The 15,787-nt window shown below is 63.3% G+C and carries 14 protein-coding genes; 10 read left to right on the forward strand and 4 right to left on the reverse strand.

The window, feature by feature from the left end; genetic code table 11:
* Positions 1-330 precede the first annotated feature (330 nt).
* Positions 331-549, reverse strand: a complete 219-nt coding sequence (gene rpmE / locus AC6I6U_RS01245; RefSeq protein ID WP_075117472.1) for a 50S ribosomal protein L31 — start codon at positions 547-549, stop codon at positions 331-333.
* Between the two features lie 165 nt (positions 550-714).
* Between rpmE and AC6I6U_RS01250 the strand changes: the two genes are divergently transcribed.
* The 10 genes from AC6I6U_RS01250 (at position 715) to AC6I6U_RS01295 (ending at position 13,663) form a co-directional block, all read left to right on the forward strand.
* On the forward strand, positions 715-2,934 hold the full coding sequence (locus AC6I6U_RS01250) for a primosomal protein N' (RefSeq protein WP_497880283.1): 2,220 nt from the start codon (positions 715-717) through the stop codon (positions 2,932-2,934).
* Between the two features lie 239 nt (positions 2,935-3,173).
* Entirely contained in the window at positions 3,174-4,910 is a 1,737-nt protein-coding gene (gene argS, locus AC6I6U_RS01255) for an arginine--tRNA ligase (protein ID WP_497880284.1), read from the forward strand.
* A gap of 1 nt (position 4,911) precedes the next feature.
* Positions 4,912-5,622: an SPOR domain-containing protein gene (locus tag AC6I6U_RS01260; RefSeq protein WP_497880285.1), complete on the forward strand. Its 711-nt coding sequence runs from the start codon at positions 4,912-4,914 to the stop codon at positions 5,620-5,622.
* A 241-nt stretch (positions 5,623-5,863) separates the two neighbouring features.
* Positions 5,864-6,394 carry an ATP-dependent protease subunit HslV gene (hslV, locus tag AC6I6U_RS01265; protein ID WP_017901757.1) on the forward strand — a complete coding sequence of 177 codons (531 nt, stop codon included), beginning with the start codon at positions 5,864-5,866 and terminating at the stop codon, positions 6,392-6,394.
* Positions 6,395-6,448: 54 nt separating this feature from the next.
* Complete coding sequence (gene hslU / locus AC6I6U_RS01270) at positions 6,449-7,786, forward strand: ATP-dependent protease ATPase subunit HslU (RefSeq protein WP_497880286.1); 1,338 nt, start codon at positions 6,449-6,451, stop codon at positions 7,784-7,786.
* A gap of 139 nt (positions 7,787-7,925) precedes the next feature.
* Positions 7,926-8,306: a gamma-butyrobetaine hydroxylase family protein gene (locus AC6I6U_RS01275; RefSeq protein ID WP_497880287.1), complete on the forward strand. Its 381-nt coding sequence runs from the start codon at positions 7,926-7,928 to the stop codon at positions 8,304-8,306.
* Positions 8,307-8,548: 242 nt separating this feature from the next.
* Entirely contained in the window at positions 8,549-10,228 is a 1,680-nt protein-coding gene (phaC, locus tag AC6I6U_RS01280; protein ID WP_497880288.1) for a class II poly(R)-hydroxyalkanoic acid synthase, read from the forward strand.
* 91 nt (positions 10,229-10,319) lie between these two features.
* Positions 10,320-11,177 (forward strand): poly(3-hydroxyalkanoate) depolymerase, encoded by an 858-nt coding sequence (gene phaZ / locus AC6I6U_RS01285; protein WP_497880289.1) that lies wholly within the window; start codon positions 10,320-10,322, stop codon positions 11,175-11,177.
* A gap of 129 nt (positions 11,178-11,306) precedes the next feature.
* Positions 11,307-12,989, forward strand: coding sequence for a class II poly(R)-hydroxyalkanoic acid synthase (gene phaC / locus AC6I6U_RS01290; RefSeq protein WP_497880290.1), 1,683 nt, complete (start codon positions 11,307-11,309; stop codon positions 12,987-12,989).
* A 53-nt stretch (positions 12,990-13,042) separates the two neighbouring features.
* Positions 13,043-13,663, forward strand: a complete 621-nt coding sequence (locus AC6I6U_RS01295; protein WP_497880291.1) for a TetR/AcrR family transcriptional regulator — start codon at positions 13,043-13,045, stop codon at positions 13,661-13,663.
* 246 nt (positions 13,664-13,909) lie between these two features.
* Here the strand turns inward: AC6I6U_RS01295 and AC6I6U_RS01300 are convergent, their stop codons facing one another.
* From AC6I6U_RS01300 to AC6I6U_RS01310, 3 genes are all read right to left on the reverse strand, one after another.
* Positions 13,910-14,833: a phasin family protein gene (locus AC6I6U_RS01300; RefSeq protein ID WP_497880292.1), complete on the reverse strand. Its 924-nt coding sequence runs from the start codon at positions 14,831-14,833 to the stop codon at positions 13,910-13,912.
* A 10-nt stretch (positions 14,834-14,843) separates the two neighbouring features.
* Positions 14,844-15,266 carry a phasin family protein gene (locus AC6I6U_RS01305; protein WP_497880293.1) on the reverse strand — a complete coding sequence of 141 codons (423 nt, stop codon included), beginning with the start codon at positions 15,264-15,266 and terminating at the stop codon, positions 14,844-14,846.
* Between the two features lie 156 nt (positions 15,267-15,422).
* Positions 15,423-15,698, reverse strand: a complete 276-nt coding sequence (locus tag AC6I6U_RS01310) for a polyhydroxyalkanoic acid system family protein (RefSeq protein WP_497880294.1) — start codon at positions 15,696-15,698, stop codon at positions 15,423-15,425.
* Positions 15,699-15,787: the final 89 nt, after the last annotated feature.

Consider the following 15,787-nt stretch of genomic DNA (forward strand, 5'->3'; position numbering starts at 1 on the left):
ACGGACCGCCGAGGATACGCGTGTCGCAAAATCCTCACAAGACTGACCAGTCACCGGTGTCAAGGGTCGCAACCTACGACTTTGGCCCAAGAGCCGCGAAATACAAGGCTAAAACTGTTCACAATCAACAATGAAAATGTCTACAATTTTTCTCGACAGATTCTTTTCAGCGCACCCGGATGGCTAGAGAGGATGAGCCAAGAGCCTCAAGCGTGCTCGCCATCACACCCCACCTGCAGCCGGTAAATCGCGCCCACAAAAAAGGCGCTCACAAGGAGCGCCTTCTTATTCAGCATGGGACAGCCCTTCAGGCCGCCCAGGAAAAAAGCCTTAGGCCTTCTTCGCACCGAATGCACCGAAACGATCGGCGAACTTCTGAACGCGGCCGCCGGTGTCCAGGGTCTTCTGCTTACCGGTGTAGAACGGGTGGCACTCGTTGCACACGTCGATTGCCAGAGGCTTGGCGAAAGTCGAACGGGTTTCGAACTTGTTGCCGCAGCTGCAGGTAACGGCAATTGCTGGGTATTCTGGATGAATGTCTGCTTTCATGATGACTTCCTCGGCTAGCGTGCCGCCGCCCAACACTATTGTTGAACACCGCACGTAATTTAGCCGGAGATAATACCACCCTTGCGCAATGAAGCAAGCTGTCCCCTGCACCAGTCGTCTGCTAGGCTCGCGCCCCTATTCATCGCCACTGTCCGAGATAACCGCGTGTCCGAAGCCATCCTGCGCCTCGCCCTGCCTTCGCCCTTGCGCCGCCTGTTCGACTACCGGGCGCCCAAGGGCGTGCCGCGCACTGCGCTGCACCCCGGCATGCGGTTGCGGGTGCCGTTCGGACGGCGGGAAATGATCGGCATCCTGGTGGAAATCGCCGAACACAGCGAAGTCCCGGCGGAAAAGCTCAAGCCCGCGCTGGCCCTGCTCGATGCCACGCCTCCGCTGCCACCGGCGCTGTTCAAACTGTGCCTGTGGACCGCCCAGTATTACCAGCACAGCCTCGGCGACACCCTGAGCTGGGCCTTGCCGGTCCTGCTGCGCCAGGGCGAGCCGGCAGAGGCCCGCCAGGAGCGTTTCTGGTCGATCGTACCGGGGGCGCGCCTCGACGACACGCGTATCGCCAGGGCCCCACGCCAGCGCGAGGCCCTGGCCACCCTGGCTCAGCATCCCCACGGCGTGGCTCATCAATTACTGGGCAAACTGCAGTTGAGCAAGGACAGCCTCGACCTGCTGCTGGCCAAGAACCTGGTGCAGGTGGAAATTCGCCGCCATGCCCCTGTCGAGCGTCACGAACACTGGCTGGCGCAGCCGGAGCTGCCGCTCAACGACGAACAACGCGCGGCCTGCAGCGCAATCCGCGCCGGTTTCGACAGCTTCCATGCCTTCCTGCTGGCCGGCGTCACCGGCAGCGGCAAGACCGAAGTCTATCTGCAACTGATCCGCGAGACCCTCGAGGCGGGCAAACAGGCCCTGGTACTGATCCCGGAGATCAATCTCGGCCCGCAGACACTGGCGCGTTTCGAGCAACGCTTCAACGCCCGGATCGCCTTGCTGCACTCGGCCGTCAACGACCGCGAACGCCTGGATGCCTGGCTGGCGGCACGGGACGGCGAGGCCGACATCATCATCGGTACCCGCTCGGCACTGTTCACGCCAATGAAAACCCCCGGCCTGATCATCATCGATGAAGAGCACGACGGTTCCTATAAACAGCAGGAAGGCCTGCGCTATCACGCCCGCGACCTGGCCCTGGTACGCGCCCGCCAGGAAAACATCCCGATCGTGCTGGGCTCCGCCACCCCCTCCCTGGAAAGCCTGCACAACGCCCATATCGGTCGCTACGGCCTGCTGCGCCTGACCCACCGGGCCGGCGGCGCCAAGGAGCCACGCTTCCTGCGCCTGGATGTGAAAAGCCGGCCACTGGACAGCGGCATCTCCGGGCCGATGCAACAAGCCATCGGCCAGACGCTCGCTGCCGGCCAGCAGGTGCTGGTGTTTCTCAATCGCCGGGGGTTTGCGCCAACACTGCTGTGCCACGACTGCGGCTGGATGTCCGAATGCTCGCGCTGCGATGCGCGCATGACCGTGCACCAGCGCCATGGCGAACTGCGCTGCCACCATTGTGGCAACGTCGAGCGGGTGCCACGCAATTGCCCACAGTGCGGCAAGGTCGACCTGCGGCCGGTCGGCGCCGGTACCGAGCGCGCCGAGGAACGCCTGGCGATCCTGTTCCCCGACTACCCGGTGCTGCGGGTCGACCGCGACAGCACATCACGCAAGGACGCGATGAACCAGCTGTTCGCTACCATCCAGAAAGGCCAGCCGTGCATCCTCGTCGGCACGCAAATGCTCGCCAAGGGCCATCACTTCCCACGGGTGACCCTGGTCTCGATCCTTGACGCCGACGGCGGCCTGTTCTCCGGCGACTTCCGGGCCAGCGAGCGCATGGCCCAACTGATCGTCCAGGTGGCGGGCCGGGCTGGGCGGGCAGAAGAGCCAGGCAAGGTGATCATCCAGACCCACCTGGCGGACCACCCGCTGCTGGTGCAATTGACCGAGCAGGGCTATTTCGCCTTTGCCGAGCAGGCCCTGAGCGAGCGTCGCGCCGCCGGCCTGCCGCCGTTCGCACACCTGGCCCTGCTGCGCGCCGAAGCCCACAAGCCGGGGCAGGCCGAGGGCTTTCTCGACGAAGCCTGCAGCGAGGCCGAGCGCCTGCTGGGTGAAATGGAGTTGGGCGGCATCGAGCTGCTGGGGCCGGTGCCGGCACCGATGGAGCGCCGCGCCGGGCGTTTCCGCGCGCAGCTGCTGCTGCAGGCCAATGCACGGGCGCCGCTGCATCGCCTGTTGAGCCACTGGTTGCTGGTATTGGAACAGATGCCGGGCGGGCGACAGGTCAGGTGGTCGCTGGATGTCGATCCGGTGGATCTGTATTGAGCCGGAGTGCCTTTTCGCGGGCAAGCCACGCTCCTGCAGGTCGGAGCCAAACACGGATACTGTGCACAACGCCGAACTTGTAGGAGCAGGCGGGCGGCGATCCGACTTGCCCGCGAAGGGCCCCCTACGCACACCACAAGTCCGCAACCTGTTGGCAAGCTCGCCCCGGCAACGGATAATGCCCAGTTTTTCCACCTGCGCCTTGGGCGCCGCCGCGCTCGCGGTCGAAAGAGAAGACCATGAAAGACACCATTCGCCAGCTGATCCAGCAAGCCCTCACCCAACTCGTCAACGAAGGTGTGTTGCCTGAAGGCCTGACGCCGGCGATCCAGGTCGAGAATACCCGCGACAAGACCCACGGCGACTTCGCCAGCAACATCGCCATGATGCTGGCCAAGCCCGCCGGCCTGAAGCCACGCGACCTGGCGGAAAAACTGATCGCCGCGCTGCCGGTCGACGAAAACGTCAGCAAGGCAGAAATCGCCGGCCCAGGCTTCATCAATTTCTTCCAGAACACCCAGGCCCTGGCCTCGCGCCTGGACGCTGCCCTGGCCGACGCCAGCATCGGCGTGCGCAAGGCCGGCGCAGCCCAGCGCACCGTGGTCGACCTGTCGGCGCCGAACCTGGCCAAGGAAATGCACGTCGGCCACCTGCGCTCGACCATCATCGGTGACGGCGTCGCGCGGGTCCTGGAGTTCCTCGGCGACACGGTGATCCGCCAGAACCACGTTGGCGACTGGGGCACCCAGTTCGGCATGCTGATGGCCTACCTGCAGGAAAACCCGATCACCAGCGACGAGCTGTCGGACCTGGAGAACTTCTACCGCGCCGCCAAGCAGCGCTTCGACGAGTCGCCCGAGTTCGCCGACCGCGCCCGCGGCCTGGTGGTCAAGCTGCAGGCCGGCGACGCCGAGTGCCTGGCGCTGTGGACGCGGTTCAAGGACATCTCGCTGTCCCATTGCCAGAAGATCTACGAGTTGCTCAACGTCAAGCTGACCATGGCCGACGTCATGGGTGAAAGCGCCTACAACGACGACCTGATCAACGTGGTCAACGATCTCAAGGCCGCCGGCATGCTGGTGGAGAGCAACGGCGCCCAGTGCGTGTTCCTCGACGAGTTCAAGAACGCCGAAGGCGAGCCGCTGCCGGTGATCATCGTCAAGGCCGACGGCGGCTACCTCTACGCCACCACCGACCTGGCAGCCGTGCGCTACCGCAGCCGCCAGCTCAAGGCCGACCGTGCACTGTACTTCGTCGACCAGCGCCAGGCCCTGCACTTCCAGCAGGTGTTCGCGGTGGCACGCAAGGCCGGCTTCGTGACCCATCCGATGGAAATGGAACACATGGGCTTCGGCACCATGAACGGCGCCGACGGCCGTCCGTTCAAGACCCGCGACGGCGGCACGGTCAAGCTGATCGACCTGCTGACCGAGGCCCAGGAACGCGCCTACAACCTGGTCAAGGAAAAGAACCCGGAGCTGGCCGAAGCCGAGCTGCGTGAAATCGCCCGGGTGGTGGGCATCGGCGCAGTGAAGTACGCCGACCTGTCCAAGCACCGCACCAGCGACTACAGCTTCAACTTCGACCTGATGCTCAATTTCGAAGGCAACACCGCACCTTACCTGCTGTACGCCTACACCCGGGTATCCGGTGTGTTCCGCAAACTGGGCAAGGACTTCAGCGAAGTCGATGGGCAGATCGTGCTCGAAGCCGCCCACGAGCAGGAGCTGGCAGCAAAACTGGCGCAGTTCTCCGAAGTGCTGAACAGCGTTGCCGAAAAGGGTACGCCGCACATCCTCTGCACCTACCTGTACGATGTCGCCGGCCTGTTCTCCAGCTTCTACGAGAACTGCCCGATCCTCAGCGCCGACACCCCGGCCCGCATGCAGAGCCGTCTGCGCCTGGCGGCACTGAGCGGTCGTACCCTCAAGCAAGGCCTGGAACTGCTGGGCCTGGAAACCCTGGAGCGCATGTAAGTTGGCCGCGAAGAAAAAACCCGCACCCAAGCGCGGCGCCAGCCGCTACCAGGCCCCCGAGAAGAAGCCGATCCCGGGCTGGTTGTGGTTGGCCATCGGACTCGGCGTCGGCGCCTTTATCGTGTTCCTGATGAAACTGGAACCGGGCAAGGGCGATGACGTCAAGCGGGTCCGACAGGAACAGCAGAAAGCCACCAAGGTTGCCGAAGCCAACAAGACCCCGCCAAGCCCGACCCAGCCGGTGAAGCCAAAATACGACTTCTATACCCTGCTGCCGGAGTCGGAGGTCATCGTGCCGCCGGAAGCCGTGCCGGAGAAAACCCTGCCGACGCCACAGCCCGTGCCGACCCCGCAAACGCCGGTGACTCCGGCTGAAGCGGCGAAAATCGACACTGCCCGGGCCCAGGCGGCGCTGGCCGGGATCACCCCGCCACCGCCGCCACCGGTGGCCAAGGCAGAGCCGGCAGCGGTGACCAAGTTCTTCCTGCAGGCCGGCTCGTTCCGCAAGGAAGCCGATGCGGACAAGGTCCGGGCGCAGATCATCCTGCTCGGCCAGGCGGTATCGGTGGAGTCCGGCACAGTGAAGGACGAAACCTGGTACCGAGTACTGGTCGGTCCGTTCAGCAACCGCGAGCAGCTGACCACGGCGCAGAAACAACTGGCTGGCAGCGGTTTCAGCAACCTGTTGTTACAACAACGCCAGAGCCGCTGACCTCGCCCAAAAGCCTTCCGGCTTCCCCCACGAGGGAGCCGGCAGGCTGGCGATGGGCATCCAAAGCCCAACAGCTTCGCCACCTGGCACAGCGCTATCGCCAGCAAGCCTGATCCCACAGAAACCGCACACCCCTCCTACACCACTCGTCCCCCAGCCTTACCCACGGTTGAAAATCCCTGCACCACCCCCATATGAGTTTCCATCAGGCATTTTCGCCCCGCTGCGTGGAGACACTCCCTTGACCACCATCGTTTCAGTTCGCCGCCACGGCAAAGTCGTCATGGGTGGCGACGGCCAGGTTTCCCTCGGCAATACCGTCATGAAGGGCAACGCCAAGAAAGTTCGCCGCCTCTATCACGGTCAGGTCCTCGCCGGTTTCGCCGGTGCCACCGCCGACGCCTTCACCCTCTTCGAACGTTTCGAAGGCCAGCTGGAAAAACACCAGGGCCATCTGGTCCGTGCCGCCGTCGAGCTGGCCAAGGAATGGCGTACCGATCGCTCCCTGAGCCGCCTGGAAGCCATGCTGGCAGTCGCCAACAAGGACGCCTCGCTGATCATCACCGGCAACGGCGACGTGGTCGAACCGGAGCATGGCCTGATCGCCATGGGCTCCGGTGGCAACTACGCCCAGGCCGCGGCCAGCGCCCTGCTGAAGAAGACCGACCTGTCGGCCCGCGAAATCGTCGAGACCGCCCTGGGCATCGCCGGCGACATTTGCGTATTCACCAATCACCACTTCACTATTGAGGAGCAGGACCTCGCGGAATAAGGAGTGCCAGACCTGTATCGATACTGACCCCTACCGCTCGAGGCCCCACATATCATGTCCATGACTCCCCGCGAGATCGTCCACGAACTCAATCGCCACATCATCGGCCAGGACGATGCCAAGCGCGCTGTAGCCATTGCCCTGCGCAACCGCTGGCGCCGGATGCAGCTGCCTGAAGAGCTGCGCGTCGAAGTAACGCCCAAGAACATCCTGATGATCGGCCCGACCGGCGTCGGCAAAACCGAAATCGCCCGGCGCCTGGCCAAGCTGGCCAATGCCCCGTTCATCAAGGTCGAAGCGACCAAGTTCACCGAAGTCGGCTATGTCGGCCGTGACGTCGAATCGATCATCCGCGACCTGGCGGACGCCGCGATCAAGCTGCTGCGCGAGCAGGAAATGGTCAAGGTCCGTCACCGTGCCGAGGACGCCGCCGAGGAACGTATCCTCGACGCGCTGCTGCCACCGGCCCGCTCCGGCTTCAACGAAGAGGCCCAGCCAAGCCAGGACACCAACACCCGCCAGCTGTTCCGCAAGCGCCTGCGTGAAGGCCAGCTGGATGACAAGGAGATCGAAATCGAAGTCGCCGAGAACGCCGGCGTCGATATCTCCGCGCCACCGGGCATGGAAGAGATGACCAACCAGTTGCAGAGCCTGTTCGCCAACATGGGCAAGGGCAAGCGCAAGAGCCGCAAGCTCAAGGTCAAGGAAGCGCTCAAGCTGGTGCGCGACGAGGAAGCCGGGCGCCTGGTCAACGACGAGGAACTCAAGGCCAAGGCCCTCGAAGCGGTCGAGCAGCACGGCATCGTGTTCATCGACGAGATCGACAAGGTCGCCAAGCGCGGCAATGTCGGTGGCGCCGATGTCTCTCGTGAAGGCGTGCAGCGCGACCTGCTGCCGCTGATCGAAGGCTGCACCGTCAACACCAAGCTGGGCATGGTCAAGACCGACCACATCCTGTTCATCGCCTCCGGCGCGTTCCACCTGAGCAAGCCGAGCGACCTGGTGCCCGAGTTGCAGGGCCGCCTGCCGATCCGTGTCGAACTCAAGGCACTGAGCCCGGAAGACTTCGAGCGCATCCTCAGCGAGCCACACGCGTCGCTGACCGAGCAGTACCGTGAACTGTTGAAGACCGAAGGCCTGAACATCGAGTTCCAGCCGGAGGGCATCAAGCGCCTGGCGGAGATCGCCTGGCAGGTCAACGAGAAGACCGAGAACATCGGTGCCCGTCGCCTGCACACGCTGCTGGAGCGGTTGCTCGAGGAAGTCTCGTTCAGCGCCGGCGACATGGCCGGAGCCCAGGGCGCCGAGCCGCTGCGCATCGACGCGGACTACGTCAACAGCCACCTTGGCGAATTGGCGCAGAATGAAGACCTGTCGCGGTATATCCTGTAGGGAACACCGCTCCCTTCGGTGGGAGCGGGCTTGCCCGCGAAGCCTTTGGCGGCCTTGAGGTCCCATTCGCGGGCAAGTCGGATCGCCGCCCGCCTGCTCCTACAAGAGCGGCTTTCACATCGACAGGTCCACGCTCGTCATGACAACCCGCATCCCCACCGCCATCAACCTGCACAAGGCCTCGAAAACCCTGACCCTCAAGTACGGTCCGGACGAGGAATACCATCTGCCCGCCGAGTTCCTGCGGGTGCACTCGCCCTCCGCCGAGGTCCAGGGCCACGGCAAGCCGATCCTGCAGTTCGGCAAGCTCAACGTTGGCCTGAGCAAGCTCGAACCCGCAGGCCAGTACGCACTGAAACTGACCTTCGACGACGGCCACGACAGCGGCCTGTTCACCTGGGACTACCTCTACCAACTCGCCTGTCGTCAGGATGACTTGTGGGCCGAGTATCTTGCCGACCTCAAGGCAGCTGGAAAATCCCGTGACCCCTCCGAGTCGATCGTCAGGCTGATGCTCTAGCAGGCGGCTTGCCATTTGGGGCGTATTTTCTAATCTGTTCTGATCCAATACCCGGAAGCAACGGCTGACGTTCGGCGCGCTTGCGAAAAAAATAAAACTCGGGTAACCAATGGACTTGGCAAGTCACGTGCATTTAACGATGCGCAATCAACCGGTCACCCGAGCAGCAGTACTTGGCATTCGTTGTGCCTGGTCGCACAGTGTTTACCCGGTACTCGTCTCAGGACAATGGAGCGTCGTAGATGAGTGACAAGAACAGCGATGACCTCAAGCGTCAGGCTTCGGAGAACACCCTGGGCCTGAACCCCGTCGTCGGCTTGCGTAGAAAGGATCTTCTGACTTCTGCCCGAATGGTACTGGCCCAGACCATCCGGCAACCCATTCACAGCGCCAGGCACGTCGCCCATTTCGGTGTCGAGCTGAAGAATGTGCTGTTCGGCAAGTCCGAGCTGCAGCCGGACAACGACGACCGTCGTTTCTCCGACCCGGCCTGGAGCCAGAACCCACTGTACAAGCGTTACCTGCAAACCTACCTGGCCTGGCGCAAGGAACTCCATGACTGGATCGACGACAGCTCGCTTCCGGCTCAGGACATCAGTCGCGGACACTTCGTCATCAACCTGCTGACCGAAGCCATGGCCCCGACCAACAGCGCGGCCAACCCGGCGGCCATCAAGCGTTTCTTCGAGACCGGCGGCAAGAGCCTGCTCGACGGCCTGTCGAACCTGGCCAAGGACCTGGTGCACAACGGTGGCATGCCCAGCCAGGTCAACATGAGCGCCTTCGAGGTCGGCAAGAACCTCGGCACCAGCGAAGGCGCGGTGGTGTTTCGCAACGACGTGCTGGAACTGATCCAGTACGGGCCGACCACCGAACAGGTGCACGAGCGCCCGCTGCTGGTGGTACCGCCACAGATCAACAAGTTCTACGTCTTCGACCTCAGCCCGGACAAGAGCCTGGCGCGCTTCTGCCTGCGCAGCCACCAGCAGACCTTCATCATCAGCTGGCGCAACCCGACCAAGGCCCAGCGCGAATGGGGCCTGTCGACCTACATCGAGGCGCTCAAGGAAGCCGTCGACGTGGTCTGTGCGATCACCGGCAGCAAGGACCTCAACATGCTCGGTGCCTGCTCCGGCGGCATCACCTGCACCGCCCTGCTCGGCCACTACGCGGCCCTGGGCGAGAAGAAGGTCAGTTCCCTGACCCTGCTGGTCAGCGTGCTCGACACCGCACTGGACACCCAGGTCGCGCTGTTCGTCGACGAGCAGACCCTCGAAGCCGCCAAGCGCCACTCCTACCAGCAGGGCGTGCTGGAAGGCAGCGACATGGCCAAGGTCTTCGCCTGGATGCGGCCCAACGACCTGATCTGGAACTACTGGGTCAACAACTACCTGCTGGGCAACGAGCCGCCGGTGTTCGACATCCTGTTCTGGAACAACGACACCACCCGCCTGCCGGCCTCGTTCCACGGCGACCTGATCGAGATGTTCAAGAACAACCCACTGGTCCGTGCCGACGCCCTGGAAGTGTGCGGCACGCCGATCGACCTGAAGAAGGTCGACGCCGACATCTTCGCCCTGGCCGGCACCAACGACCACATCACGCCGTGGAAGTCCTGCTACCGCTCGGCGCAGTTGTTCGGTGGCAAGGTCGAGTTCGTGCTGTCGAGCAGCGGCCATATCCAGAGCATCCTCAACCCGCCGGGCAACCCCAAGTCACGCTACATGACCAACGAGGAAATGCCGGCCAAGGCCGAGGACTGGCAGGAGAACTCCACCAAGCATACCGATTCCTGGTGGCTGCACTGGCAGGCCTGGCTGGCGGCACGCTCGGGCAAGCTGAAGAAATCACCGGCCAACCTGGGCAGCAAGGCGTACCCACCGGCAGAGGCGGCACCGGGCACCTACGTGCACGAGCGCTAGACGCACTATCCTTCATGGGGGAGCCCGTTTTCCGGCTCCCACGAGCGAAAGTGTCGATGCAAGAAACCGACTCAACCACAGGGCTCGCAGTATGCCGCAACCGTTCATTTTCAGAACCATCGAGCTGGACGGCCAGACCATCCGTACCGCGGTTCGCCCCGGCAAGCCACACCTGACGCCGCTGCTGATTTTCAACGGCATCGGTGCCAACCTGGAGCTGGTGTTTCCGTTCGTCCAGGCGCTGGACCCGGACCTGGAGGTCATCGCCTTCGACGTCCCCGGCGTTGGCGGCTCGTCCACGCCAAACCGTCCCTACCGCTTCCCCGGCCTGGCCAAGCTCAGTGCGCGAATGCTCGACTACCTGGACTATGGCCAGGTCAACGCCGTCGGAGTGTCCTGGGGCGGGGCACTGGCCCAGCAGTTCGCCCACGATTATCCGGAACGCTGCAAGAAGCTGATCCTGGCGGCCACCGCCGCTGGCGCGATCATGGTCCCGGGCAAGCCCAAGGTACTGTGGAACATGGCCAGCCCGCGCCGCTACATCCAGCCCTCGCACGTCATCCGTATCGCTCCCACCATTTACGGCGGCGCGTTCCGGCGCGACCCGCACCTGGCGGCCGAACATGCCGCCAAGGTGCGTTCGGCGGGCAAGCTGGGCTACTACTGGCAACTGTTCGCCGGCCTGGGCTGGACCAGCGTCCACTGGCTGCACAAGATCCGCCAGCCGACCCTGGTGTTGGCCGGCGACGATGATCCACTGATTCCGCTGATCAATATGCGCCTGCTGGCCTGGCGTATTCCCAATGCCCAGCTACACATAATCGATGACGGCCATTTGTTCCTGATCACCCGGGCCGAAGCCGTGGCGCCCATCATCATGAAGTTCCTCGACGAAGAGCGTCAGCGGGCCGTCATGCACCCGCAACCGGCGCCGTTCAAGAGCACCTGAAGCGGCACCCATTCGCAGCGTGCCCACCGGCAGGATATCGGCAGGGCACGACAGGGACGAGGCACTGGACAGCCTTGATCTGGCGCGATGTATCGGTTGATCAGCTTGATGACGAAGGAGTGTTGATTCATGCCAGACAAACCAGCGACGGGGTCGCTCCCCGCGACCGCGACGCCCATCAACGCACGGAGTGCGATTACCGGCCTGCGCGGCCAGGACCTGTTCTCCACCCTGCGCAACGTCGCCACCCACGGCCTGCGTAATCCGTTGCATACGGCACGTCACGCACTGGCCCTGGGAAACCAGTTGGGCAAGGTGCTGCTCGGTGAAACACCGCACCAGCCGTGCCCGCGTGATTCGCGCTTCAGCGACCCGGCCTGGAGCCTCAACCCGTTCTACCGGCGCGGCCTGCAAGCCTACCTGGCATGGCAGACCCAGGTCCGGCACTGGATCGACGACAGCCGGATGACCGATGACGAACGCGCCCGCGCGCACTTCATCTTCAGCCTGTTCAACGATGCCGTATCACCCTCCAACACCCTGCTCAATCCGCTGGCAGTCAAGGAACTGTTCAACTCTGGCGGCAACAGTATCGTGCGTGGTGTCAGTCACCTGGTGAACGACATGCTGCACAACAACGGCCTGCCCAGCCAGATCACCAAGCATGCCTTCGAAGTCGGCAAGACCGTGGCCACCACCCAAGGCTCGGTGGTGTTTCGCAATGACCTGCTGGAGCTGATCCAGTACCGACCGATGAGCGAAAAGCAGTACGCCAAGCCGCTGCTGATCGTGCCGCCGCAGATCAACAAGTTCTACATCTTCGATCTCAGCCCGACCAACAGTTTCGTGCAGTACGCTCTGAAAAACAGCCTGCAGGTGTTCATCATCAGTTGGCGCAACCCCGACGTACGCCACCGCGAGTGGGGGCTGTCGACCTATGTCGAGGCCGTGGAGCAGGCCATGGATGTCTGCCGCAGCATCACCGGCAGCCGCGAGGCCAACCTGGTCGGCGCTTGCGCCGGCGGCCTGACCATTGCCGCCCTGCAGGGTTACCTGCTGAGCAAGCGCCAGTTGCGTCGGGTCGCCAGCGCCACCTACATGGTCAGCCTGCTCGACAGCCGGATGGATAGCCCGGCGACCCTGTTCGTCGACGAGCAGACCCTCGAGGCGGCCAAGCGCCGTTCGTACCAGCAAGGCGTGCTGGACGGCCGGGACATGGCCAAGGTCTTCGCCTGGATGCGGCCCAACGACCTGATCTGGAACTACTGGATCAACAACTACCTGCTGGGCAAGGAGCCGCCGGCCTTCGACATCCTCTACTGGAACAATGACCACACCCGCCTGCCGGCTGCACTGCATGGCGACCTGCTGGACTTCTTCAAGCACAACCCGCTCAGCCATCCCGGCGGCCTGGAAGTCTGTGGCGTGCCCATCGACCTGCAGAAGGTCACGGTCGACAGCTTCAGTGTCGCCGGCATCAACGACCACATCACACCATGGGACGCGGTCTATCGCTCGACCCTGCTGCTGGGTGGCGACCGCCGCTTCGTGCTGTCCAACAGCGGGCACATCCAGAGCATTCTCAACCCGCCGGGCAACCCCAAGGCCAACTACCTCGAAAACCTCAAGCTGAGCAGTGACCCACGCGCCTGGTACCACGATGGCCAACAGGTCCAGGGCAGCTGGTGGCCACAGTGGCTGGAATGGGTCCAGGCCCGTTCCGGCACCTTGAAGGAAACCCGGCTGACCCTCGGCGACGCCAAGTACCCCACCATGGAAGCCGCGCCCGGCACCTACGTAAGGGTGCGATGACTACCACCGGACGCGGCTGCCCGGCAGCCGTGAGCCAGACCTAAGAAGACTGGATGAAAACCCGCGACCGAATTCTTGAATGCACGCTGCAACTGTTCAACCAGAAAGGCGAGCCCAATGTCTCGACCATGGAAATCGCCAACGAGATGGGGATCAGCCCCGGTAATCTCTACTACCACTTCCATGGCAAGGAACCCCTGGTGCTCGGGCTGTTCGAGCGCTTCCAGGCGGAGTTGACGCCGTTGCTGGACCCGCCGGCGGACGTCGAGCTGGCGCCCGAGGACTACTGGTTCTTCCTGCACCTGATCGTCGAGCGCCTGTCCCAATACCGCTTCCTGTTCCAGGACCTGTCCAACCTGGCCAGCCGCCTGCCCAAGCTCGCCAGGGGCATCCGCCACCTGCTCAACGCACTCAAGCGCACCCTCGCCTCGCTGCTGGCGCGGTTGAAGGCCCAGGGGTTTATCGTCAGCGAGACCCAGGCGTTGGGGCAGTTGGTGGAACAGATCACCCTGACCCTGCTGTTCTCACTGGACTATCAGCGGATCCTCGGGCGCGAGGGCGAAGTGCGGCTGGTGGTGTACCAGATCATGATGCTGGTGGCCCCGCACCTGCTGCCACCAGCGCGGCTGGCGACGGAGCGGATGGCGCTGCGTTATCTCGAAGAACCCGAGTAGGCAAGCGGCGCTGTGGACGCAGGATGCCGTGGGGGCAGGATTCATCCGCAAACAGAATGGCGCCTGTCCCGACGTCTTCGCGGGCAAGCCCTGCTCCTACAGATACGAGTCGTACACAAATAAGCGTACGACTCGTATCTGTAGGAGCAGGGCTTGCCCGCGAAGAGGCCGAACCTGACGACAGCCAACCCAAACAAAAACGCCCGACCTTCACAGGCCGGGCGTTTTCATTGCGCGAAGCGCCACTCAGGACTGGGAGGACGGCGCCGACGGAGCCGGGGCCGCAGCCGGAGCGGCTGGAGCAGCCGGGGACACCGAGTTGGTGGTAGTCGGTGCAGCCGCTGGCTTCGCCGCGGCAGGTACTGCAGGCTTGGCGACAGCCGGCTTGGCTGCTGGTTTCGCCGCAGCCGGTTTCTTCGCGGCCGCAGGCTTCGCGGCGGGTTTGGCCGCCGGTTTTGCAGCGGCTGGCTTCGCAGCAGGCTTGGCCACCGGTTTTGCAGCGGCTGGCTTCGCAGCAGGCTTGGCCGCCGGCTTCGCCGCTACAGGTTTGGCTGCGGGCTTGGCGGCCGCCGTCTTGGCCACAGGCTTGGCAGCCGGTTTTGCAGCCGGCTTGGCCGCAGCTTTCGCAGCAGGTTTGGCCGCCGCGGTTTTCGCTGCCGGCTTGGCGGCGGGTTTGGCTGCAGCCTTGGCCAATGGCTTGGCTGCAGTCTTCGCCGCTGGCTTGGCGGCTGCGGTCTTCGCTGCCACGGGGGCGACTTTCTGGCCGGTGAGCTGCTCGATCTGCCGGGTCAGGGTATCGACCTTGCTGTTGAGTGCCTTCACTTCATTGCGGCTAGGTACACCCAGGCGCGAAATGGCACTGTTCAGGCGCTTGTCGAAAGCCTCCTCCAGCTCATCCCACTTGCCCAGGGCGCGCTCCTTGACGCCACTGATGCGCGACTTGGCAGAACCGGCGGAGTCCTTCGCCGCCTCGACAGTCTTGCCCACGGCGCTCTTGGTCAGTTTCTCGGCCTTTTCGCCGTCCTTCACCAGGCTCTCGAAAAGCTTGCTGCCGTCACTGTCGATTTTCGAGTACACGCCTAAACCGGCAAGCCAGATCTTGCGGGAATATTCTTCAACCTTCCCGATCCACGAGCTGCCTTCTTTCTCAGTATTCTTTTTGCCAGCCATCCCGTTCTCCTTAATGTTTACGCGCGACACGTTCGAGCAATGCCGTCAACTCATCGAGCTTAGCAGAGAGTGCCTCAACGTCATGTTTAGACGGAATCCCGATGCGATTCAAGGCACTGGCGACACGACTGTCGAACGCTTTCTCGACCTTGTCCAGTTGAACCTCGACCCGGCCCTTGAGGCCGTTGACATCGTTCTTCACGTTATCGATCTGGCTGTTGGCGGCTTCAAGCTTCGAATCGACAGCCTTTTTTCCATCCTTTTCAACTGCTTGGCCGGCCTTGACGAGTTCCTGGAAGTACTCGCTGCCTTCCTTTCCGACCTTGGCATAGGCACCCAGGCCCGCCAACCAGATCTTGCGGGCATAGACTTTCACTTCAGCCAGGGCGGTGGGCTGAACGTCGGATTTTTTCTTCAGACTGACTTTGGCCATGGTGCACCTCACGCGTGAACGGTTGGAGGAACTGCCCGAGAGAACGGGGACTTGAGCACAAAGTAATGACAAAAATTAGAATGGGCACCCTAACTGACGAGGGCAGGATTCACTTTTGGGAGCCGGCCCCACCTGAGGGAGCCGGCTCCCACAGGTTCAGGCCAGTGCCTTGTCCAGCGCCTTCTCGATCTCGCCCTTGATGGTGCCGCTCATGGCCGACATCAGCATGCCCAGCTCGACATCCACCCTGATCCGGTCCTCGGCGATCGTCACCTCGCCCGTGACCCCGGAACGCTTGAGGCTCACGGTATCGCCCGACCAGCGCGGCGTCAGGCCATACTGGACGGCCAGTTTCTGCACCAGCGTCTCGGCTTTTTCACGCGCGCCTGCCAGACCAAGGTGATGGGCGCGCTCGACACTAATCCGGGCCATCGTTTGACTCCTGTTCCATGAATGTAGGCCGGGCCGGCCTTGAACCGCGCTGCGTCAATCCGCCCCGGTCGCCCACTATACTTACATTC

This window comes from Pseudomonas sp. UTLPPB19802 (genome assembly GCF_059730225.1).